This window comes from Gallibacter intestinalis (genome assembly GCF_014982745.1).
GTDB lineage: Bacteria > Bacillota > Clostridia > Peptostreptococcales > Anaerovoracaceae > Gallibacter > Gallibacter intestinalis.
This window is the reverse complement of the sequence record NZ_JADCKA010000001.1, coordinates 247,014-269,604: the sequence shown is the minus strand read 5'-3', so window position 1 is coordinate 269,604 and position 22,591 is coordinate 247,014. Positions and strand designations below refer to the sequence as shown.

Here is a 22,591-nt window from a genome sequence, read left to right as displayed (position 1 = left end):
ATAGGCTAATATAGCAAAAACGCGGAGCAAAATCCGCGTTTTATCATTTTAATATTCATCATCGGGCTTAAACCTGCCGTCATTATAATGCTTTCGACACAGGGAAACATACATATCGTTTCCGCCAACCATAATCTGTTCGCCTTCCTTTACAAACTTTCCATCAACTATTCTGGCAACCATGGTGGCTTTTTTGCCGCACCAGCATATTGTCTTAATCTCCTCAATTTTATCTGCATATACAAGCAGATAATATGATCCTTCAAAGAGCTCGTTTTTAAAATCATTTTTAAGACCGTATACCATTACAGGCACATCGCAGCTATCTACGATTTCCACCAGCTGCAGTACATGATGCTTCTTTAAAAACTGTCCTTCATCCACAAGAACACAGGCAATCTCATGTTTTTCATTTTCTCTCATAAAAAGGCTTAAGATATTTGTGTCTTCAGCGATAGGAAGAGCCTGTCTCTGAAGTCCTACCCTTGAAGTTATAACGCCTTCACCATACCTAGTATCGGTTTTCGGGGTAAGACATAAAACCCTTTTGCCTCTTTCCTCGTAATTATATGCCACCTTTATAAGCTCAATGGACTTACCGGCATTCATTGTACTGTACTTATAAAATAGCTGTGCCATTATTCCTCCTTAAGATTACCCTTCTTAATATTATTTCTAATTATCTGATCCGAAATCTCAAAGAGTTTTTCAGATCCCTGCTTAGTTTTATTATGTCTCTTATATATCTGAGTCGATGTCACACAATGCTCCCTCCAGTCGCCTCCATTGTTGCTATCATTGAGCAATAAAGGCTGCAGATTATCAAGGGCATGGGCAAATTTCGCCTCTGGACTTTCATAGGCTTCAAATTCATCGAAAAGAGCTATCAGCTCTTTTTTCTGGTCTTGAGGCAATATTGAAAATATCCTTTCCTTGGCAGCATCTTCTCTTTCCTTTTGCGTGCTTAATGCATCCTCATCATAAGCATAGGTGTCTCCTGCATCAATTTCGATTATATCGTGAATAAGACACATTATCATGACCTTTGCTATATCCACCTGTTCATTAGCATATTCCTTTAACAGGTAAGCCATTACCGCCATATGCCAGGAATGCTCAGCATCGTTTTCCTGCCTGCCGCCGCCGGACAAATGGGTCTGACGAAAAATATTCTTTACTTTATCTATTTCAAGAGAAAATTCCAGTTGCCTTTTTATACGATCATCCATATTATACCTCTTGCTTCGAAAATCCATAAATGCATTTTTATATCGCAATATGCAGAAAGCTTCTCTGAATTAACAGAGAAGCTTCTTGATGGTGCCCAGACCCGGAATCGAACCAGGGACACGAGGATTTTCAGTCCTCTGCTCTACCTACTGAGCTATCTGGGCATAATATAAAATTTGGTGGGCCATCAGGGACTTGAACCCCGGACCTGCCGGTTATGAGCCGGACGCTCTGACCAACTGAGCTAATGGCCCCAGTTTAAAAAAATGGTCGGGGTGGCAGGATTTGAACCCGCGGCCCACTGGTCCCAAACCAGTTGCGCTACCAAACTGCGCTACACCCCGATATTAAATTAGATGGCAGGGGTAGTAGGACTTGAACCCACGGCACGTGGTTTTGGAGACCACTGCTCTACCAACTGAGCTATACCCCTATGATGGCGGAGAAGATGGGATTCGAACCCATGCGACCCTTAACGAGCCCTAACGATTTAGCAAACCGTCCTCTTCAGCCTCTTGAGTACTTCTCCAAATCGGCGATTCAAATTGTCCTGCTTGTCCGTTTTGGCGGAGGGGGTGGGATTCGAACCCACGGTCCCTTTCGGAATCACTGGTTTTCAAGACCAGCTCCTTAAACCACTCGGACACCCCTCCATGTGGATTCTACTGAGGTTAATTGGTGACCCATCGGAGATTCGAACTCCGGACACCTTGATTAAAAGTCAAGTGCTCTACCGCCTGAGCTAATGGGTCTCATCCATGTTGTTAGTCATTCATGGCTGGGGTAGCAGGACTCGAACCTGCGAATGACGGAGTCAAAGTCCGGTGCCTTACCACTTGGCTATACCCCATCGTCCCCTGTCAAAATAAAATGGTGAGCCCACAGGGATTCGAACCCCGGACACACGGCTTAGAAGGCCGTTGCTCTATCCAACTGAGCTATGGACCCACGCTGTATGCCAACCTGTATACCACAGGAAGTTGAAAAAAATGGAGCGGATGATGAGAATCGAACTCACGTCATCAGCTTGGAAGGCTGAGGTTCTACCATTGTACCACATCCGCATAAATATGTTATGGCTTTCGCCTATGGAGCGGAAGACGGGATTCGAACCCGCGACCCTCGCCTTGGCAAGGCGATGCTCTACCCCTGAGCCACTTCCGCAAATATTTAGTTGGTGGAGGAGAGTGGATTCGAACCACTGTAGACTCAGTCAACGGATTTACAGTCCGCCCCCTTTAGCCTCTCGGGCACTCCTCCTAATTTGGAGCTGGCAGAGGGACTTGAACCCCCAACCTGCTGATTACAAATCAGCTGCTCTACCAGTTGAGCTATGCCAGCATATGAACTATTTAATAAAAATTGGCGATCCGGATCGGGTTCGAACCGACGACCTCCAGCGTGACAGGCTGGCATTCTAACCAACTGAACTACCGGACCGTATAATATGGTGGGCGCTATAGGGCTCGAACCTATGACCTCCTGCTTGTAAGGCAGATGCTCTCCCAGCTGAGCTAAGCGCCCCTGTTGAATGTTCTTGCGAACACATTTATTTACTATACAGCAGTTCCAATAGTTTGTCAACACTTTTTATTGTTCTGGCAAAACTTTATTATTTCATCTGCGAACAGTCGAAATGCTTTGCTCTAGAACCTGTGCAGTACCATTTGTAATGCCTGCAACATGCTCTATTATATTAGCAACATTTTCCGGTTCTGTCAAGAACTCAACAGTAATTTTTTCCTCGTATTTTATCTCACCTAAAGAGAAGTTTTGAGTTTTGGCAGCATTCTGTATTCTTTGTAGATAAGTATAATCCATTTTAATATTAACGGAAGCCATTTCAACCACTTCGCAGATACCGGCCTCCTCTAGTCCAGCCTTTGCGCTTCCCGTATATGCCCGTACAAGTCCGCCTGTGCCGAGCTTTATACCTCCAAAGTACCTTGTTACCACAATAACAAGATTTGTTAGACCTTGATTTACCATAAGCTGCACCATAGGTGCTCCGGAAGTGCCCTGTGGTTCTCCATCATCGCTGGCCCACTGTATCTGCTGCTTATCACCAATTACCATGGCAGGCACATTATGTGTGGCATCCTTATATTTGCTTTTAATTTCCTTTATAAATTCTTCGGCTTCTTCTCTTGTTTCCACAGGCTTAACATGAGCTATAAATCTCGATCGTTCAATCACCTGTTCAGCCTGCGCTTCCTTTCTCACCGTTTTATAAAGTATCATACTCTCTTACCTTTCCGTAGGCTTCCTGAGAAAGCCTGGCTCTGATTTTTGTCCCTTTTTCCGTGTAATCCGTCTCAACTACAACGCCTCTGTCGCATATATACGATACGACATCACCTCTGTCGTAGGGCACAAGGAACTCGCCTTCTATCTCTTTTCCAAAGAGCTGTTCATCTACGATTTCAAGCAGCTTGTCCATGTTGTACCCGGTCTTAGCCGAAACATATATATGCTCTCTGCCACTGGCATCCACTAGCTCGTCCCTTATAAGATCGATTTTGTTGTAGACGATTACAGTATTCTTTCCTTCCGCTCCCAGTTCCTTTAATACACTTTCAGTAACTTCTATCTGAAAATCATAGTCCTCATAGGAAGCATCCACCACATGAAGCAGCAAATCTGCGTAAACCACTTCCTCCAGTGTCGCCCTGAAGGCGTTTACAAGGGCATGGGGCAAGTCGCTTACAAATCCCACGGTATCTGTCAGTACAAAGCTTTTTCCGTTTTCCCTTTCGACGCGTCTTTGGCGCACATCAAGGGTTGCAAAAAGCATATCCTCAGAAAACACCTGCTTGTCTTCTCTTCCTGCTTCGCCTAGGAGTCTGTTCATAAGTGCGGATTTGCCGGCATTTGTATATCCGACTAAAGCCACCACGGGAACTCCAGCTTTTTGTCTCTTTGCTCTCTGAACATCCCTTGTGGCTTTAACATGCTCAATTTCCGCCTCTATATCATCCATGCGTCTGGCTATATGTCTTCTATCGGTTTCCAGCTTTTTTTCGCCCGGACCCCTTGTACCTATACCACCGCCCAGCCTCGAAAGAGCTTTACCAAAACCCATAAGCCTCGGCATTCTATATTTTAACTGAGCCAATTCAACCTGGAGTCTGCCCTCCCTTGAGGTGGCTCTGGAAGCAAATATGTCAAGCACCAATACAGTTCTGTCAACGATTTTCATTCCGGTCATGTCCTCTAAATTTCTCATCTGCATGCCGGAAAGTTCATTGTTGAATATAATCGTATCAGCGCCTGTATTTTCGCACATAAGCGTCAGCTCTTCTATCTTGCCCTTTCCCATAAAAGTTGCTGGATTAACCCTATCTGCCTTCTGTACCATAATACCGATAACCTCGGCACCGGCTGCTTCGGCAAGTCCTTCCAGTTCCTCCATGGAATGCTCGATATTACCCCTTCCCAAATCGAGGCCCGCCAGTACGGCTCTGCATTCTTCTTTTTTTACTGTTCTGTTTTCTTCGTCAAATCTAATCATGATTAAACAATAAAGCACCCCGGCCTAAAGGTCAAGGTGCTTTTAAACTTATTTAAATATAGCAGTTATCAGTTTTCTTTAAGATATTCTAGAAGTTTTTCATTGATTACTTTAATATGTGTGCCCTTCATGCCAAGGGATCTTGACTCTATAACGCCGGCACTTTCAAGCTTTCTTAAAGCGTTTACGATTACCGATCTTGTTATGCTGGATTTATCGGCAACCCTGCTTGCGACCAGGATTCCTTCCATGCCATCAAGCTCTTCAAAGATACGCTTTACGGCTTCGTTTTCAGAATAGGATAAAGTGCCAATGGCCATCTTTACCATTTCCTCGTTTCTTTCATCCTCTTCAGCTTCAATGTTCTTTTTACGCTGAATTTCGATTCCTATGGTTGTGGCTCCTATTTCAGCCAGTGCAATATCCTCTTCGCTGTATTCAGGTTCGTATCTTGTTAAAAGAAGCGTCGCCCATCTTTCTCCACCGCCGAGAACAGGAATAATCATATGCCACTTATCCTTTGTATCCGCTTCATTAGGGAGAATCTCAACTACCTTATCGCCCTGGAAGTTTGCAAAGGTCTCTCCAATTTCCATAAGATTTTTATTATATTCTTCAGGAATATAATCTGCTCCGTTTTTCTTTTCCAACATTGAAATACCATCTTCCGCAATAAGCAGATGGTATCCCAGAAGCTTTCCGTTTTTATTGGTCAGGTATATATTGGAATCCGTCAATTCACTGAGTATTTCGCAAAGCTGATTGAATGAAAAAACACCTTTAGGTGATTCCTGCAGCACCCAGTTCAGCTTTCTGACTTTGTTCAGAATATTTTTTTCCATAAAAAACTCCTTTATCTTAAAAAATACCGACAAATATATATCTGTCGGTATTTTACCATATTATTAGATGCTATTCCAATAGACTTTTTGTATCTTTTCAAAATTTTTAAAATATTCAGCGATTCATAAACGATTCTAAAGAATGTATCTATCCAAGTCTTCGCTGTGAATAGTATCTGAAAAGCGTTCTGCCACATAGTCTTTATCTATGACGATTTTATCCTCTTCAACATCAGGTATGTTGAATGAAACATCTTCAAGAAGTTTTTCAAGAACAGTGTGAAGTCTTCTTGCTCCGATGTTTTCCGTCTGTTCGTTCATCAGGAAAGCAATTTTTGCTATTTCCGCAACACCATCATCGGTGAAATCAAGCTCCACGCCTTCTGTCTCCAAAAGAGCTTTCTGCTGCTTTATAACAGCGTTTTCAGGTACAGTAAGAATCTTAAGGAAATCTTCTTCTGTAAGGCTTTCCAGCTCCACTCGTATAGGGAATCTACCCTGAAGTTCAGGAATAAGATCAGTAGGGCTTGATGTCTGGAAGGCTCCGGCACCTATAAACAGGATATGATCCGTTTTTACAGGGCCGTGCTTAGTGTTTACTACGCTTCCTTCAACAATAGGAAGGATATCTCTCTGAACTCCTTCTCTGGAAACATCTGCACCGACTCTGTATCCCTGACCTGAAGCAATTTTGTCAATTTCATCGATAAAAACTATACCGTTCTGCTCCGCATTTCTAAGAGCTTCATCCACAACTTCATCCATATCGATAAGATTCTGTGCTTCTTCTTCTCTTAAAATCTTTCTAGCTTCCTTTACGGTAACTCTCTTTTTCTTTGTCTTTTTAGGCATCATATCGCCAAAAATATTTCCTATGGCAATAGTCATACCTTCATTTGCCATATCAAGCTCATTTCCCTTAGGAGCGCTTGTCACTTCAATTTCAATATACTGATCTTCAAGCTGGCCTGCACGAAGCTGCTCTCTTACCTGTTCTCTAGCAAGCTGAACATCCTGCTCATCTTGAGGGTTCTGACTTCTTTCCTTTTCAGCCTGACTTTCCTCATACTGCTGCTTCTGGCTTACATATCCTCCGCTGCTGAGTATGAAGTCAAATGGATTGCTTGGACTTCCCTTTCCTGTAGATGATTTCTTGCTAGGAATAATAGCTTCAATAATTTTGTCCTCAGCCATCTGATCTGCTACGGCATATTTTTCTTCAAGTTTAGACTGCTTTGTCAGTCTGATAGCCGCTTCAGCCAAATCTCTTATCATTGAATCCACATCACGGCCCACATATCCAACCTCCGTAAACTTAGTTGCCTCAACCTTTACGAAAGGAGCATCCATAAGCTTTGCCAGCCTTCTTGCTATTTCAGTTTTACCTACACCTGTAGGTCCCATCATCAAGATGTTTTTAGGAGTGATTTCTTCCTGAAGCTCTTCAGAAAGAAGACTTCTTCTGTATCTGTTTCTCAATGCTACAGCCACGGACTTTTTAGCGTCATCCTGACCGATTATGTATTTATCTAGCACCGCCACAATTTCCTTTGGCGTCATGTTGTAGAGTTTATTCGCCATCACGCACCTCCAGAGCTTTTGTTTCTTCCTTGGCTTCATGTTCCGGCTCAAGTTTTTCTACGGATATATGATTATTCGTATATACGCAAATGGAAGCTGCTATCTCAAGGGATTCCCTCACGATGGCTTCTGCATCCATATCTGTATGATTGAACAGAGCGTTAGCTGCCGAATACGCATAATTACCGCCGGAGCCTATTGCAATAAAGTCCTGATCCGGTTCAATAACTTCACCGTTACCGGAAATGAGCAGCATGCTCTCCTTATCTGCAGCTATCATAAGAGCTTCAAGGCCTCTCATGCCCTTGTCTGATCTCCAGAGCTGTGCCAAGGAAACCGCTGCCTTTTTCAGATTGCCGCTGTGTTCTTCCAGCTTCTTTTCAAACTTTTCCGTAAGGGAGAAAGCATCTGCCACAGAACCTGCAAAGCCTGTCAGCACTCTATCCTTATAGATCTTTCTCACCTTTTTAGCGTTGTTTTTCATAATGGCCGTTTCACCCATTGTTACCTGTCCGTCTCCCCCGATACAGATATCATCAGGTCCGCGCCTTACTGCGCATATGGTCGTTGCGTGAAATTCTACCATTTTTACACCTCCGTTTTTTCTTTATATCCACATTCACTGTTGGAGCATACGAGCCCCTCAAAGCTTTTTGTCTTTTTTTCCGTTAAAAGTGCACCGCACTTAGGACACTTTTTATTTACCGGTTTATTCCAATAGGAATTATCGCATTCAGGATACCCGCTGCACCCGTAAAAGATTCTGCCTCTGCGGCTTCTCTTTTCCACTATAGGTTTACCGCATTTAGGACAATCCACACCTATTTCTTTTACCACAGGTTTTGTGTTTTTACACTCAGGATATCCGCTGCACGCCAAAAATTCACCATATCTACCGTGCTTTTTAACCATATATTTTCCACACAGCTCACACTTAATATCGGTGATCTCTTCATCGTCCATTTTTTCTATATTTTCATCGGCTTCTTTAAGTTCCTTTTCAAAGTCTCCGTAAAAATCTCTTAAAATCTGTTTCCAATCGCTGATGCTTACGCCAACTTCATCAAGCTTGTCTTCCATTTCCGCTGTGAAACCCACATCGACAATTTCTTTAAAGTATTCTGAGAGAAGGTTAGTAACCGTAAAGCCTAAATCCGTAGGTTTAAGGCTTTTACCTTCTTTTTTAATATACCTTCTGTCTGTAAGTGTAGCTACAATCGGAGCATAAGTACTTGGTCTTCCTATGTTAAGTTCTTCCAAAGTCTTTACCAAAGAAGCCTCCGTAAATCTTGCCGGCGGCTGCGTAAAGCTCTGTTCGCCTCTTATTTTTTCAGCTTTAAGCTTCTGCCCTTCCTTAAGATCTGGAAGCATTTTATCCTCGTCAATATCTGACATTGAATACACCTTAAGGAAACCATCAAAGGTTAGCTTTGAGCCTGTGGCTCTGAATATACACTGACCGTTTTCTATGTCCGCAGTAACTCCGAAATATTCGGCATTTGTCATCTGACTGGCAACAAATCTGCTCCAAATAAGGCTGTACAGTTTATATTGATCTGTTGTCAGAGAGTCCTTGATGCTTTCCGGATCCAACGCTACATTGGAAGGCCTGATGGCTTCGTGGGCATCTTGAGCATCCTTGTTTTTGTTAACATATATGATACCACCATAGTAATCGGCTCCAAATTTTTCGGTTATATATTCCTTTGCAGCTGCTCTTGCTTCCTCTGAGATTCTTGTGGAATCCGTTCTGATATATGAAACAAGACCTATGGTACCATGACCTTTAACTTCTACACCTTCGTAAAGCTGCTGTGCAATCTGCATAGTCTTTCTGGTATTGAAGTTGACTCTATTTGCCGCATCCTGCTGAAGGCTGCTTGTGGTGTACGGAGCCTGAGGCTTTCTGCTTCTCGTCTTTTCCTCCACCTTAGCAACAGTAAACTCTCCAGCCTTTACTTCCTTTATTATACTGTTGCTTTCAGCCTTTGTTCCGATGGTTCCGTTTTCAATTTTCTTTCCTTTATATAGAGTCAGTTTTGACTCAAAGGTTTTTTCTCCCTTTAAGTCCGCAAATATGTTCCAATATTCAACGGGATTAAATTCCAGTATTTCATTTTCTCTGTCGCATATAAGTTTAAGGGCAGCAGACTGTACTCTGCCGGCGGAAAGTCCTCTTCTTACCTTTCTCCATAAAAGAGGGCTTATGGAATATCCCACAACTCTGTCCAGAACTCTTCTGGCCTGCTGTGCATCCACAAGACCCATATCAATCTTTCGAGGATTTTTAACGGCATTTTTAACGGCTGTCTTAGTTATTTCATTGAACACTATCCTGCACGGCTCTTCGGGATCAATGCCCAGAAGATAAGCAAGGTGCCATGAAATTGCCTCACCTTCACGGTCCGGGTCCGTTGCAAGGTATATTTTACCTGCCGCTTTTGCTTCTTTTTTAAGAGACTTTATTACATCTCCCTTTCCTCTTATGTTTATATATCTCGGTTCAAAATCATTTTCTATATCAATACCCATGGTGCTCTTTGGCAGGTCTCTTACATGTCCCACCGAAGCTATCACCTTATAGTTGCTTCCAAGGAATTTTCCAATGGTTTTAGCCTTGGACGGCGATTCCACTATGACAAGGTTTTTCTTTCTGGTTTGCTTTTTCTTTGCCTGTGCCATAAGCACTCTACCTCCATTGTGATTTCTATATCGCAAAATTATATGCTTTTTTAGTTTATTTTGCAACAAAAACTTTTCCCATGGAAGTGCGCACAAGCCCCTTCATTTCAAGGACTGCTATAATACCGTTGACATAACCCGGCGCTCTTTTAACCCTTCTGCAAACCTCATCCACCGATATTTCTCCGCCGAATTTTATTTCCATATACACCTCTTTTTCTGCGTTTCCAAGTACGTTTTCTAAATTGTTATCACCGTTATCCACTTCATATATCCCCATGCTTTCCAGCACATCCCCTATAACAACCACTGGTGCTACACCGTCGGATATAAGCTTGTTTGAACCTATGCTGTACGGACTGTTTATATTTCCCGGAACCGCCATAACTTTACCATAACCTGCTGCAGCCAGCTCTGCCGTTATAAGCGCTCCGCTGTTTAATCCGGCTTCCACCACCACAACAAGCTCGGACAGTCCTGCTATTATTCTGTTTCTCTTTGGAAATGTCCACCGTTTTGCTTCTGTTCCCGGCGGATATTCGCTTATAACAAGGCCATATGCCACAATATCCCTCTTAAGATTTCGGTTTTCAGCTGGATAACACATATCTATCCCACACCCAAGTACAGCTACGGTTTTACCTCTGCCGTCGATTGCTCCCAGATGAGCTGCAGTATCAATGCCCTTTGCCATACCGCTTATCACCGTAATGCCACTGTCACTTAAGGCTTTTGCTATACTTTCGGCGGCCCATTTCCCGTAGGTGCTGCTTTTACGGGAACCGACAATAGCAGCCATTCTGTTTTCCAGAAGTGAAATATCTCCCATACAATATAGTTTTTCCGGAGGATCACTCATCTCCATCAACCTCTTTGGATAATTGTCGTCACCGTATTTTATGATTTGTATATCAGCCATATCAATCACCTGTTTTTTACCGACATTTCACCGGAGCCGTACATATCAAAGAAACTTCTATAGCTTAAGGCTTCTGCCAAATGCTCTACTTTTACATCAAAGCTGCCTTCAACATCAGCCACAGTCCTTCCGATGCGGATTAGTTTATTTAAGGATCTAGCGCTCATTCCAAAGCCTGCTCCGGCTTCCTTTATAAAATTTATTTCTTCTTTACCCAGCTTTATTTTTTCTCGTGCTAAATCATCATCCAATCGGCCATTCAAAAGATTTTCCCCGTATCTTTCCTTCTGCATTCTTCTTGCAAGAAGCACCTTTTCTTTCATGGTATTGGTGTCCATACCATTTCGCCTGATGCCGATTTCCTCATATTTCACCGGTGCCATAGTTACATGTAAATCGATTCTATCCAGTAAAGGTCCCGACAGCTTTCTTCTAAAGGATGAAATCTGTGTTTCAGTGCATTGACAAATCCTTTCATCATTTCCCAGATATCCACATGGACATGGATTAACGGCACATACGAGAATAAAGTCTGCCGGAAACACCACGCTTTCACGGTTTCTTATAATTTGCACTTTGCGCTCCTCCACAGGCTGTCTTAAGGCTTCCAAGCAGTCATTTTGAAAGGTATTAAGTTCATCTAAAAAAAGTACACCCAGATGAGCTAAGGATATTTCGCCCGGTCTTATTTTAGCTCCGCCTCCAATAAGGGCGGCTCTGCTGACGCTGCCGTGGGGTTTTCTGAAAGGCCTTTCAAATATCGCAGGCCTTTCCCTGTCCAGCAGCCCAGCGATGCTGTAAATTTTCGTAACTTCTCTACATTCCTCATAGGTCATCGCCGGCAAAAGCCCCGGCAGCCGTCTTGCGATCATGCTCTTTCCCACTCCAGGACTTCCCATCATGAGCATGTCGTGGCCGCCTGCGGCGGCCAGCAGAGCCGCCCTTTTGGCAGTTTCCTGACCAAACACCTGGGAAAAATCCAACTCTGACATCTCCTCTTTTGATTTTCGATTCTTTATTTCACCTAAACTGTCCATGTTTGACAGTCTGCCTTTTACAGCATCAATAGCATCCCACAAGCACGAAACGCCTATCACCCTGCTATTTTTTACAAAGGATGCCTCACATATATTTTCTTCAGGTACGATGATATTTTTAATATCGTTTTCTTCTGCACACATGGCAAGTGGTAATATACCAGGTACGCCTCTTATGCTACCGTCCAAGGAAAGCTCACCAAAAAAGGCAAAATCTTCTTCGACAAAATCAATATCTTCCCTTGCCGCCTTTAAAAGAGACATGGCAACGGCAAGATCGTAATGGCCTCCGCTTTTCCGTCTATCTGCAGGAGTAAGATTAACGGCAATCCTTCTAATAGGAAAACCGAGATTGGAGCTGTTAATGGCTGCCCTTATTCTTTCCGCAGATTCCTTGATAACAGTATCAGTCAGTCCAACAATATGAAATCCAGGAAGACCATTTGAAATATATGTTTCAACAGCTGTCATTCTTCCCTGAATCCCGGACAGAAAAGCTGTATATGTTCTTGCAAACATCAATACCTCCTAAAATGCGTTTTCTATGTGATTGCAGTTTATTTCTATAACATCAAAGCCAACTTGATAATTTGTCACCTTTTCCCACATCATATAAACCGCAGCAACCTTTCTTATCTTGTCCTTTTTTGCTTCTGTGACTGCCTCTCCTGGAGTTCCGCAGGCATCGGTGGTTCTAGTCTTAACCTCACAAAACACAACTTGGTTGTCCTTTTTACATATTATGTCTACCTCTCCCAATCTGCACCTGAAATTCAAAGCAAGTATCTCATAGCCCTGAAGCTTCAGATATTCTGCTGCCGCCTCTTCTCCAAATTTACCTAATTCCTTCTTATTCATAACTTCCTCCAAAACACAAATGTCATATTTTACCATTTTTATATCAAAATTTTACATTATTTACCATCTAATTGTCAATATCCTCGCTGTGGGTTTGTTAATATTTTCCATCATTTCTGCATATAAAAAAGGCGCCTTAACGCCTTTCTTACCTTAGTATTTTTACATTCCAAGTACGAACTTTTCCACTGCCTTGGCGACACCATCATTTTCATTGGTATCCGTTACATAGTCTGCAACTCCCTTTACCGCCGGCTCTGCGTTTGCCATGGCAACCGCCAGACCAGCCACCTTTAACATGGCCATGTCGTTTAAGCTGTCACCGCAGCACATCATTTCCTCTTTTTTTACACCAAGCTGCTCCGCCAGCTTAGCCAGAGCCGACGCCTTGCTTGTACCTTCCCCTCCAATCTCAATATTGTACGGAAAGGAAGATGTAACCGTAACATTTTTCAAAACGGAAAGTTCTTCCCATATAATAGGTTTTTCATCGATATTTTCAAAGAATATGCTTATATTTTCAATTTCTCCGGCATGCTTTTCTGCAAGGGCTACCACATCATCCACAGGGATTCTCGTTTTGGTCACATAATCCTTTGACCTGAATGTCACACGGCCTGTTACCACATCGTCGTATTCCTTCTGCCCTATGTATGCTCTCCCATCTATAAAGACCTCAGCACTGCGTCCGCTTTGCTTCAGGTACTCAACTATATCCATAGTTTCTTTTTCCCCTATAAGGGACTGATATATTAACTCGCCGTCTGCTGCTCTCCTTATATTAGCTCCGTTGGCACATACAACATATTCGATTCCCTCTACGCTTTTAACATTATTCGGTACAGACTTAAAGCCTCTGCCTGTGGCAATTACCACATGCACTCCCTTGTCATGTGCCGCTTCAAGGGCATCCACCGTTCTTTGGGAAATTTCCTTATCGTTTTTAAGTGTTGTACCGTCAAGGTCAAGGGCTATAAGCTTAATATTCCTTTCCTTGCTCACATTATTTACATTGCTCATCTCTTTGCGTACTCCAATGCGTCTTTAAATTCCGGGTTATTTTCCTTAACTTCCTTCATTGTAGCGGAAGGACCATGGCCGGGATAAATTGTAATATCATCAGCAAAATTATCTCTGATATATACACAGCTTTGAGCCATTTCCTCTGGACTTCCGTCATCAAGATTTGTAATTCCTATTTCTACGGCAAAAACAGTATCTCCCGTAAATGCCAGTTTATTTCCTTCGTCAATTAGACAAACTCCGCCCTTTGTATGGCCGGGAGTTAAAAGGCTGACAAGTCTTATATCACCAGCCTTAAATTCATCTCCAGCATTAAAAGCCTTGAGTCTTGCAGCTCCATCCTTTAAGGTTTTTTCCGCCCTTTCAAAATCCCTTTTCTCAATATACATATCGCAGTTAAGAGCTTCTGCCACCTTTGGTCCAGCCGTAATATGATCATAGTGATGATGTGTAAAGATAATTCCTAAAGCATTAAGCTTCTTTTCCTTTACAAATCCGATGAAATTATCAGGTTCATATCCCGTATCTATAAGCCAGCAGTCGCCGCCCTCATGGTCATATACAACATAGCCGTTGGACAGAAGCTGACCTGCTTCAAATCTTTTTATTTCCATAATATACGCCCTCCTGTCGCGTCATTTTTATTATATTGCATTTTCTTTAATAAGTCATGTAAATTCCTGTTGAAATCTTCGGCAAATGCTATACAATGTGTATGTAGCTTAATATTATTTCCAATTATAAATTATGTATAAGTGAGAGGTAATCAAAAAAATGGATATAGCGATAGTGGGAGCGGGAAAGCTTGGTAAAAAGCTTGCGTACACCCTCCTAAACGGAAATCACAATGTTACGGTAATAGACACCAACGAAAAAAATCTTCAGAAAATGGCTCTCCAGATGGATATTATGACCCTCGTGGGTAATGCCAAGGAAGTATCCGTCCTAAATGAAGCCAACATTTCCGACTACGACTATCTCATAGCCACCACAGGAAATGATGAAATGAACATGACAGTAGCATCCTTTGCAAAAAAGCTAGGCTGTCGTTATGTTATAGCAAGAGTAAGAGATCCTGAGCATATGCGTCAGTTTGACTTTATCAGAGATGCAATGCATATAGACCATCTTATAAATCCTGATATGGCAGCAAGTAATGAAATATATAAATATCTAGTTGAAAAATACACATTAAGCAACGGTGTATTTTCTTCAGGTAAAGTATCTATTATAGAATTTAAAGTAAAGAATTATTCCATTCTCGCCGGCAGGAAAATCAGTGAAGTCGGCAACATTTTAGACAATATGTTGGTTGTTGGAATTTCCCGTAAGGGTAAAGTTATCATGCCTCGCGGCGATGATGTGTTGGAACTTTCAGATGCTATATATGTCATCGGAGAACGCAATCCTATCATAGAACTTAATTCCAAGGTACACGAATCCGGAAAATACAATGATATAACAAAGGTCATGATTATAGGCGGAGGTAAAACCGGTTTTTATCTGGCAAAACAGCTTTCCGAATTTGGAGTAGCTGTAAAAATCATAGAAAGAGATATGGCAAGATGCCACTACCTGGCAGAGCGTCTTGAAAACGTAATGATATTAAACGGTGACGGAACCGACAACCAGCTTCTTGAAGAGGAAAACATTCATGATATGGATGGTTTTGTAACGGCAACTGGATATGATGAAGATAATCTGCTTTTGGCCCTCACAGCCAAGGAATACGGCATACCTGATGTTATAGCCAAGGTGAGCCGCGGCATTTATACCGAACTGGTATCTAAGCTTGGTGTGGATATGGCAATCAACCCTATCGACATCGTCACAAGCAACCTGGCAAAGATGATTCAGGGTAAGAGAAAAATTGTCTCAAATCAGCTTATACAGGGACAGGCCGAAATCACTGAGATAATCGCCAGCCACAATATGAAAATTGCAAACAAGCCTATTCGTGAGCTGGATTTGCCTGACGGTGTAATCATCGGAGCAATTCACAGAGGTACAGATGTTATGATACCTGACGGCTCCACTGTCATTAAAGAAGGCGACAGAGTACTTATATTCTCACTGCTGTCTGCCCTTCCTGAAATGGCCGCTTACACCAGAAACTGATATCATATCGGAGGTTGTTCCTTAAATGGACATAAATTACAGAAATTCTTTTAAAATATTCGGCGCTATAATGCTTGTAATGAGCCTTGCAATGATGCTGCCACTTATCGTAGCCGTAATTTATGGCGAAAGTGACTGTATCATTGCCTTCGCCCAAGTAATTGTACCGTCTGCCATCATTGGTCTTATGCTTATGAAATTAATCAAAAGCAAGAAAAAAGCCCTTAAAATGCGCGACGGTGCTTTTATAGTGTCTGTAACATGGATACTTTTCAGCCTTATAGGTTCAATACCATTTATGCTGACAGAAAGTATTCCCAATTTTGCCGATGCATTCTTTGAAACAGCTTCCGGATTTACCACAACCGGTTCAACTGTGGTAAGCGATATCGAAAGTCTTCCGAAAGCAGTCCTATTTTGGAGAGCGCTGACACACTGGCTGGGAGGTATGGGAATACTTATATTTACCATAGCACTTCTGCCTGCCCTGGGAATGGACGGACAGCAGGTGGCCTCTGCAGAAATGCCAGGGCCTACTCTTTCAAAGATTACGCCTAAGCTATCAGATACAGCCAGATACCTTTATATTCTTTATATACTGATGACTCTGGCTGAAACTGTACTTCTGATGTTCGGAGGCATGAGTCTTTTTGACGCGTTGTGTCATTCTTTTTCATCCCTTGGTACAGGAGGGTTCTCTAACTACAATAACAGCATAATGCATTTCCAAAGCGGATATATAGAGGTCGTTTTAGCTCTCTTTATGTTCCTTGCTGGAATGAACTTTAATCTGTTCTTTATATTTTTCAGAAACGGCATAAGCGCCTTTATTAAGGACGGGGAATGGAAGCTTTATGTGGGCATAGTTGCCTGTTGTACACTGATAGTAGCAATTCCTTTATATGTAACAGGAATCTATGGTCTAGGAGATGCTTTGAGACATTCCTTCTTTCAGAATGTCACAGTTATAACCACAACTGGTTTTGCTTCCGCTGATTATATGCTGTGGCCGGTATTTTGTCAGAGCATTTTATTTCTGCTCTTCTTTGTGGGCGGAAGCACATCATCCACAAGCGGTGGTATAAAGGTTTTGCGTATTCTCGTATTTGCAAAAATGGTTAAACGCTCTCTTGTGTTAAGATTACATCCAAATGCCGTTGTTCCTATAAAGGTTAACGACAGACAGGTTTCCAGAGATACGGTTTCCCATATGTCAGGCTTTCTGTTCCTTTACATAGGAGTAGGTGTTTTGTGCACATTTATAATATCATTTGATGGATTTGATGCTATGACAAATATAAGTGCAGCCTTCAGTTGCCTTGGTAACATTGGACTCGGTTTTAATGAGGTTGGTCCTTCCGGCAACTTTGGTATATTCTCCGACTTCTCAAAAATTGTGATGGCCTTCACCATGATAGCCGGAAGATTGGAGCTGTTTACATTGCTTGTACTTTTTACCAAGAGATTCTGGAGACCATTCAGATAGGGAGGATTTATGAACATAAGCAGAAGAAGAATAATCCGAACAACCGGATATACATTTATCGGGGTGGCTTTATTCATGGTACCTTCCCTTTTATATGCTTTTTTTACCGATGATCTAGTATGTGTAAGAGCATTTGCCATACCGGTATCCATTATGCTTTTACTGGGGCTAATTATGCGATTTGCCGTAAAGCCTCCTAACGGACATATATGGATTAGAGACGGATATCTGAATATATTTATCATCATGTTTATAAGTGCCATAGCCGGTGCTGTTCCTTATTTCTTAGGTATTCCCGAATGCGGACCGATTGATGCCATATTTGAATCCACTGCCGGATTGTCAACTACCAGTGCTTCAGTTTTATACGAGCCATCGCTTCCTTATAGTATGATGCTTTGGAAAGCCATAGAACACTGGATTGGCGGGCTTTGCGTGCTTATCTTTATAATATCTCTTCTGCCTCAGTTCGGCCTTGGAGACCAGCAGATAAGTACTGTAGAATCCCACGGCACATATATAAATAAAATTGCACCTAAATCATCACTTATAACAAAATATATTATCGGTATTTATACAGGCTTTACAGTAATAGCCTTTGTATATTTTATGATTTGTTGTGACGCTCCATTTGATGCTGTGATGTTGGCTTTGGCATCGACCAGTACATCAGGTGTTCTTATACATCCTGAGGGAATCTCCTACTACGACAGCTTTCTTGTGGAAACTGGAGTATCAATATTTACAATTCTCTCTTCCATAAGTTTTGTACTGTATATACACATTATTAAAAAGCATTACAGTGAAGTTAAACGAAATATTGAAATTCGAGCTTTTATAGGAATTATAGTTGTCAGCACATTTATCATAGCTTTGATACTGTTTTTCTCAAATACGGGAAAGAATTTTGTCACTTCCCTTAGAGATAGCTTCTTCCAGACAGCATCATTTATCACTACATCAGGCTTTGCTTTAGAGGATTATACCGCATGGCCATCGGCAGCCTGCTTTGTACTTATGCTTATGATGCTCATTGGAGGATGCTCTGCTTCAACTACAGGTGCCTTTAAAGTCATTAGACTTCTAATAGTTGAAAAGCTTATCGAACGCGGTTTCTTAAAGCATATGCATCCGAGAGCAGTGCGCGCCGTAAAGGTCGGAAACAGTACAATCAGCGCAGATACTGCAAGCTCTGTAACATCCTTTGCAATACTTTATCTGGCAGTTATAATAATAAGTACCGTTATATTAAGTCTGCAAAATATAGACCTGGAAACATCTTTTTCAGCGGTTATAGGCACGATTTCCAATGACGGTATCAGCTTTGGTCAGATAGGTATGGGAGGCGACTACAGCATGTTCCATCCGCTTCTCAAGATATATCTGTGCTTCTTAATGATAGTAGGAAGACTTGGTCTTATGACCATGCTGCTTATATTCCTGCCGTCATTTTGGAAACCAAATAAAAAAAGCAGACATCATGTTGTAAAAGCATAAATGTCCGCTCATTGTCAATAATTTATTTGTTTTTCTTCTTTCTGGCGTTAACACATTCGCTGAGAAGATACTCAACCTGGCCGTTGACGGAGCGAAAATCCTCTTCAGCCCAGGCTGCAATCTCGTTGTAAAGACTCGGAGAAAGTCTTAAAAGCATCTGCTTTTTGGACTTCTCCTTTTCTTTTACGCTTTTTTCACGCTTCTTTATCTCTTCTTCCAGCTTTTTTATCCGTTCGAGGCGCGCCTCGAGCAGTTCTTCTTTTTTATCTATATCAGTCAACTCGGGCACACCTCCTTTTTAGTAAATGCTACCGCTGTTTACGATAGGCTGAGGATCCTTATCACCGCAGAGTACAACCAGGAGATTTGAAACCATTGCTGCCTTTCTCTCATCATCGAGGATTACAAGCTGGTCTTCCTCAAGCTGCTCTAATGCCATCTTAACCATTCCGACAGCACCTTCCACAATCTTTTCCTTTGCTGCAATAGTTGCCGTTGCCTGCTGTCTTCTCAGCATTGCTGCAGCAATTTCCTCTGCGTATGCAAGATGAGTAATTCTAACTTCCATTATCTCAAGACCTGCATTTTCAACTTTATCCTGAAGATCCTTTTTCATCTTATCGGCTATTTCAAGACTTGAACCTCTGAGAGTCAGCTCCACATCATCGCTTTCAAAATCATCATATGGATATGCTCTTGCAGTGTTTCTTATAATGGAATCGCTTTGTATGGAAAGATATTCCTCGTAGTTTTCCACATTAAATACTGCTTTTGTAGGATTTACAACCTTCCATATAACCACCGCACCGATGATTATAGGATTGCCGTTTACATCGTTTACCTTTTGCTGAGCATTGTTGAGTGTCATGGTTTTCAGAGAAACTCCTTTACCGGTACTTGTGTGTTTTCCGGTTTTATCCTTTTTCTTGCTTTTGTCAAGTTCCTCTGCAATCTCATCTGCCCAGGACTTTGCTGCAGGATTAAAGGCTGTTGTAAAAGGATTTACATAAAAGAAGCCTTCTTTTTTAATGGTGCCGTGGTATTTACCGAACAATGTGAGTACCAAAGCTTCATTAGGTCTTACAATTTTAAGTCCTGCCATAAGCACCAAAAATACCACAAACAGTACGATTCCGACTATTACCGCTATAATAGTTAGTCCGCCTTCAAATACTGCAAATCCCGCTGCAACCAATGCAATGGATGCCAAAACTCCCAGTATCAATAAAAACAGCATTCCCATGCCGGATATCGGCTTTAACTCTCTTTCCACAATTCCTTCACCGCCAGAGCCTGTGTTGGTCTTTCTTATTTCATCATTCATCTTAATATCCTCCTAAATCTTATAGGCGTACGCAATTTAATATATGATATCATTTTGATATCATCATTATATCTCATGCGGATTATTTGTCAATATCCCTCATGATGAAATTTATTTCTCTTTCTCTGATATATACGCTATCGACCTTTATTCTGACTCTGTCGCCAAGGGTGTAGGTCTTATGGGTTCTTTCCCCTATAGCCCTGTATTTTTCAGGCTCGTAGTCGTAATAGTCATCCCTCATGGTCTCATATCTTACCATTCCCTCAACACAGTTATCAAGCTGCACATAAATTCCAAAGCCGGTAACTCCGCTGATTATGCCGTCGTACTCAAGGCCCACGCGTTCTAGCATATATTCAGCCATTTTAAGCCTTTCGGCTTCTCTTTCTATTTCTATGGCTTTTCTTTCAGTTGCCGAAGAATGCTCTGCAGCTGCTGCGCACTTTTCTGCAAACATCTTAATTCCCTTTTCATCCAGCTTACCCTTTAATATTGTCTTAATTACCCTGTGAATCATAAGATCCGGATACCTTCTTATAGGCGAGGTAAAATGACAATAATATTTAAGGGCAAGTCCAAAGTGTCCGCTACATTCCGTTTCGTAGGTAGCCTTTTGCATGGAGCGCAGCATCACGGTATTTACTACATTTTCATAGGATTTTCCCGATATTTCCTTAAGCACTGCACTAAGTGCATCAGGCCTTATCTGGGATAAATCTCCTTTCAATGTAATCCCAAGGCTTCTTAAAAAGGTCCTCAGCTCTTCCATTTTTTCGATGGAAGGTCTTTCATGTACTCTATATACAAATGGAACCGACATCCAGAAAAAATGCTCTGCAACTGTCATGTTTGCCGCCAGCATAAATTCCTCAATGAGCTTGTTGGCAACTCTTCTTTCTGCCACCTTTATATCCGCCACATTGCCCTTATCATCTAAGGATATTTCCGCTTCGTCTATATCAAAGTCTATGCTACCTTTGGCCTCTCTCTTTTGGCGAAGAATTGCCGCAAGCTCGGCCATATCAAACAGATATCCGTTTTCTTCAGTTCTGTTACCGCTTTCGATGATATCTGAAACATCATCGTACACAAGTCTTTTATGGGAACGGATAACACTTTCATAGATTTCGTGTTCTTTTATTCTACCCTTTTCGTCAACTATCATCTCGCAAGTAAGCGTAAGCCTGTCCTGTTCAGGATTTAAAGAGCATATTCCGTTGGAAAGAGCCTCCGGAAGCATAGGAACAACCTGATCTAGCACATATACGCTATTACCTCTCTCAAAGGCTTCCTTATCGAGAGCAGAATTTTCTTTTACATAGTGAGCCACATCGGCTATATGAACACCTAGCTTATATGAGCCGTCGCTGAGCTTTTCAACGGAAACAGCATCGTCAAAGTCCTTGCTGTGAGCTCCGTCAATGGTAACCGTGAAAACATCCCTTAAGTCTCTTCTTTTCTTTATCTCATCTTCGGTGATACCTTCCTTTTGTGCTTTAGACGCCTGCTCAGCTGCATTTTTAGGAAATACTGTATTTATTCCGCTGCCTCTTATAATAGCCTTAACATCGGCATTTTTTTCGCCCTTTCTCGCTATTATCTCGCTTATCTTTCCTTCGGCACTGTCTTTTCCTTCAGGATATTTAATTATCTTGGCAACTACCTTATCTCCGTTTTTAGCTTTACCGAAATTCTTTTTCCTTATAAATACATCGTCTCGGATTTTTCTATCGTCAGGCACCACAAAGCCGAACTTTTTACCCTTTTCAAAAGTCCCAACAACCTCCGCCAGATTTCTGTTTACGATTTTCGTTACGATTCCTTCCGGCGAATTACCCCAAAGGTATTCCGGTATAAGATCGATTTCAACGGTGTCTCCATCCATGGCTCCGTGCATGCTGCCCGGCGAAATAAATATATCTCCTAGCTCACTATATGGAGAATCCTCCGGCAAAATTACAAAGCCGAAACCTTTTCTATGCTTTTTTAATGTTCCTGTTGCAACGGATCTGTTGCTTTTTTTCTTTGCCATGTCTTTCCTTCCATTCAGATTTATCAAATGTAAATTGGGTTAGGTCATTCGCCGTAGAGTGCCATACCCGTTCCGGGCACAAGCGCACTATCAGCGTAATTTCTGACGTTTGACCTTCCGCGATTTATCAAAGATAAATCGGGATAGGTCATAATAAATAAGGACGGTCGTTTGACCGTCCTTAGCGATTTCTTAACCTCTCACTTCCAAAGTGACTATAACAAGAGACAGTATTATGAATAATACAGCCGCTACCAGCGATATTCTGCTGAGTATGGCATCATAACCTCTGCTCTTCTTTTTTCCGAACAGCTGCTCGGCACCGCCCCCGATGGAACCGGATAATCCGTCGCTGTTGCTGGACTGCATCAGTATGCTGAAGATAAGCACAACCGACGCTATCGCCAGTATTACCATTAGGAATGTCATATCTATCCTCCCATTTCAG

The 22,591-nt window shown here is 42.0% G+C and carries 20 protein-coding genes and 15 tRNA genes; 3 read left to right on the top strand and 32 right to left on the bottom strand.

What is annotated here, in order from left to right; genetic code table 11:
- Window positions 1–48: 48 nt before the first annotated feature.
- From INF20_RS01285 to INF20_RS01150, 28 genes are all read right to left on the bottom strand, one after another.
- Window positions 49–639: a thymidine kinase gene (locus tag INF20_RS01285; protein ID WP_226384571.1), complete on the bottom strand. Its 591-nt coding sequence runs from the start codon at window positions 637–639 to the stop codon at window positions 49–51.
- A complete protein-coding gene (locus INF20_RS01280) occupies window positions 639–1,229 on the bottom strand; it encodes an HD domain-containing protein (protein WP_226384570.1) in 591 nt (196 codons plus the stop codon). Before INF20_RS01280 ends, INF20_RS01285 begins: the two co-directional genes overlap by 1 nt.
- Window positions 1,230–1,318: 89 nt before the next feature.
- A tRNA-Phe gene (locus tag INF20_RS01275) sits at window positions 1,319–1,394 on the bottom strand.
- A gap of 13 nt (window positions 1,395–1,407) precedes the next feature.
- Window positions 1,408–1,484 (bottom strand) — tRNA-Ile (locus tag INF20_RS01270).
- Between the two features lie 13 nt (window positions 1,485–1,497).
- Window positions 1,498–1,574: transfer RNA gene (locus INF20_RS01265), tRNA-Pro, on the bottom strand.
- Between the two features lie 13 nt (window positions 1,575–1,587).
- Window positions 1,588–1,663, bottom strand: a tRNA-Trp gene (locus tag INF20_RS01260).
- A 4-nt stretch (window positions 1,664–1,667) separates the two neighbouring features.
- Window positions 1,668–1,759: transfer RNA gene (locus INF20_RS01255), tRNA-Ser, on the bottom strand.
- 35 nt (window positions 1,760–1,794) lie between these two features.
- Window positions 1,795–1,883 (bottom strand) — tRNA-Ser (locus INF20_RS01250).
- A 23-nt stretch (window positions 1,884–1,906) separates the two neighbouring features.
- Window positions 1,907–1,982: transfer RNA gene (locus tag INF20_RS01245), tRNA-Lys, on the bottom strand.
- Between the two features lie 23 nt (window positions 1,983–2,005).
- A tRNA-Gln gene (locus tag INF20_RS01240) sits at window positions 2,006–2,080 on the bottom strand.
- A gap of 21 nt (window positions 2,081–2,101) precedes the next feature.
- Window positions 2,102–2,178 (bottom strand) — tRNA-Arg (locus tag INF20_RS01235).
- 42 nt (window positions 2,179–2,220) lie between these two features.
- Window positions 2,221–2,294, bottom strand: a tRNA-Gly gene (locus INF20_RS01230).
- 25 nt (window positions 2,295–2,319) lie between these two features.
- A tRNA-Gly gene (locus tag INF20_RS01225) sits at window positions 2,320–2,394 on the bottom strand.
- 11 nt (window positions 2,395–2,405) lie between these two features.
- Window positions 2,406–2,490: transfer RNA gene (locus INF20_RS01220), tRNA-Tyr, on the bottom strand.
- A 5-nt stretch (window positions 2,491–2,495) separates the two neighbouring features.
- Window positions 2,496–2,571: transfer RNA gene (locus tag INF20_RS01215), tRNA-Thr, on the bottom strand.
- Window positions 2,572–2,593: 22 nt separating this feature from the next.
- Window positions 2,594–2,670: transfer RNA gene (locus tag INF20_RS01210), tRNA-Asp, on the bottom strand.
- A gap of 8 nt (window positions 2,671–2,678) precedes the next feature.
- A tRNA-Val gene (locus INF20_RS01205) sits at window positions 2,679–2,754 on the bottom strand.
- 93 nt (window positions 2,755–2,847) lie between these two features.
- The gene (locus tag INF20_RS01200; RefSeq protein ID WP_226384569.1) at window positions 2,848–3,471 is read right to left on the bottom strand and encodes a YigZ family protein; all 624 of its coding nucleotides are present in this window, start codon (window positions 3,469–3,471) and stop codon (window positions 2,848–2,850) included.
- Complete coding sequence (hflX, locus tag INF20_RS01195; protein ID WP_226384568.1) at window positions 3,458–4,741, bottom strand: GTPase HflX; 1,284 nt, start codon at window positions 4,739–4,741, stop codon at window positions 3,458–3,460. Before hflX ends, INF20_RS01200 begins: the two co-directional genes overlap by 14 nt.
- A gap of 68 nt (window positions 4,742–4,809) precedes the next feature.
- On the bottom strand, window positions 4,810–5,583 hold the full coding sequence (gene codY / locus INF20_RS01190) for a GTP-sensing pleiotropic transcriptional regulator CodY (protein ID WP_226384567.1): 774 nt from the start codon (window positions 5,581–5,583) through the stop codon (window positions 4,810–4,812).
- A 135-nt stretch (window positions 5,584–5,718) separates the two neighbouring features.
- Window positions 5,719–7,164: an ATP-dependent protease ATPase subunit HslU gene (hslU, locus tag INF20_RS01185; RefSeq protein ID WP_226384566.1), complete on the bottom strand. Its 1,446-nt coding sequence runs from the start codon at window positions 7,162–7,164 to the stop codon at window positions 5,719–5,721.
- A complete protein-coding gene (gene hslV / locus INF20_RS01180; RefSeq protein ID WP_226384565.1) occupies window positions 7,154–7,750 on the bottom strand; it encodes an ATP-dependent protease subunit HslV in 597 nt (198 codons plus the stop codon). The genes hslU and hslV overlap by 11 nt, the downstream gene beginning before the upstream one ends.
- A 2-nt stretch (window positions 7,751–7,752) precedes the next feature.
- Entirely contained in the window at window positions 7,753–9,846 is a 2,094-nt protein-coding gene (gene topA / locus INF20_RS01175) for a type I DNA topoisomerase (RefSeq protein ID WP_226384564.1), read from the bottom strand.
- A 55-nt stretch (window positions 9,847–9,901) separates the two neighbouring features.
- The gene (gene dprA, locus INF20_RS01170; RefSeq protein WP_226384563.1) at window positions 9,902–10,765 is read right to left on the bottom strand and encodes a DNA-processing protein DprA; all 864 of its coding nucleotides are present in this window, start codon (window positions 10,763–10,765) and stop codon (window positions 9,902–9,904) included.
- Between the two features lie 5 nt (window positions 10,766–10,770).
- Window positions 10,771–12,321 carry a YifB family Mg chelatase-like AAA ATPase gene (locus INF20_RS01165; protein ID WP_226384562.1) on the bottom strand — a complete coding sequence of 517 codons (1,551 nt, stop codon included), beginning with the start codon at window positions 12,319–12,321 and terminating at the stop codon, window positions 10,771–10,773.
- Window positions 12,322–12,330: 9 nt separating this feature from the next.
- Window positions 12,331–12,660 (bottom strand): YraN family protein, encoded by a 330-nt coding sequence (locus INF20_RS01160; protein WP_226384561.1) that lies wholly within the window; start codon window positions 12,658–12,660, stop codon window positions 12,331–12,333.
- Between the two features lie 162 nt (window positions 12,661–12,822).
- On the bottom strand, window positions 12,823–13,680 hold the full coding sequence (locus INF20_RS01155) for a Cof-type HAD-IIB family hydrolase (protein ID WP_226384560.1): 858 nt from the start codon (window positions 13,678–13,680) through the stop codon (window positions 12,823–12,825).
- On the bottom strand, window positions 13,677–14,297 hold the full coding sequence (locus INF20_RS01150) for an MBL fold metallo-hydrolase (RefSeq protein WP_226384559.1): 621 nt from the start codon (window positions 14,295–14,297) through the stop codon (window positions 13,677–13,679). The genes INF20_RS01155 and INF20_RS01150 overlap by 4 nt, the downstream gene beginning before the upstream one ends.
- A 160-nt stretch (window positions 14,298–14,457) precedes the next feature.
- Here INF20_RS01150 and trkA point away from each other — a divergent pair, with 160 nt between their 5' ends.
- From trkA to INF20_RS01135, 3 genes are read left to right on the top strand one after another with little or no spacing between them, the layout of a single operon-like run.
- Window positions 14,458–15,801 (top strand): Trk system potassium transporter TrkA, encoded by a 1,344-nt coding sequence (gene trkA, locus INF20_RS01145; protein WP_226384558.1) that lies wholly within the window; start codon window positions 14,458–14,460, stop codon window positions 15,799–15,801.
- Window positions 15,802–15,826: 25 nt separating this feature from the next.
- A complete protein-coding gene (locus INF20_RS01140; RefSeq protein WP_226384557.1) occupies window positions 15,827–17,287 on the top strand; it encodes a TrkH family potassium uptake protein in 1,461 nt (486 codons plus the stop codon).
- Window positions 17,288–17,296: 9 nt separating this feature from the next.
- A complete protein-coding gene (locus INF20_RS01135; protein ID WP_226384556.1) occupies window positions 17,297–18,784 on the top strand; it encodes a TrkH family potassium uptake protein in 1,488 nt (495 codons plus the stop codon).
- 22 nt (window positions 18,785–18,806) lie between these two features.
- Here INF20_RS01135 and INF20_RS08025 read toward each other — a convergent pair whose 3' ends face one another.
- The 4 genes from INF20_RS08025 to secG form a co-directional block, all read right to left on the bottom strand.
- Complete coding sequence (locus tag INF20_RS08025; RefSeq protein WP_404812905.1) at window positions 18,807–19,064, bottom strand: hypothetical protein; 258 nt, start codon at window positions 19,062–19,064, stop codon at window positions 18,807–18,809.
- An 18-nt stretch (window positions 19,065–19,082) separates the two neighbouring features.
- Window positions 19,083–20,108 carry an SPFH domain-containing protein gene (locus INF20_RS01125; RefSeq protein ID WP_226384555.1) on the bottom strand — a complete coding sequence of 342 codons (1,026 nt, stop codon included), beginning with the start codon at window positions 20,106–20,108 and terminating at the stop codon, window positions 19,083–19,085.
- 82 nt (window positions 20,109–20,190) lie between these two features.
- Window positions 20,191–22,170 (bottom strand): ribonuclease R, encoded by a 1,980-nt coding sequence (gene rnr, locus INF20_RS01120; RefSeq protein ID WP_226384554.1) that lies wholly within the window; start codon window positions 22,168–22,170, stop codon window positions 20,191–20,193.
- Between the two features lie 165 nt (window positions 22,171–22,335).
- Window positions 22,336–22,572: a preprotein translocase subunit SecG gene (secG, locus tag INF20_RS01115; protein WP_226384553.1), complete on the bottom strand. Its 237-nt coding sequence runs from the start codon at window positions 22,570–22,572 to the stop codon at window positions 22,336–22,338.
- Window positions 22,573–22,591: the final 19 nt, after the last annotated feature.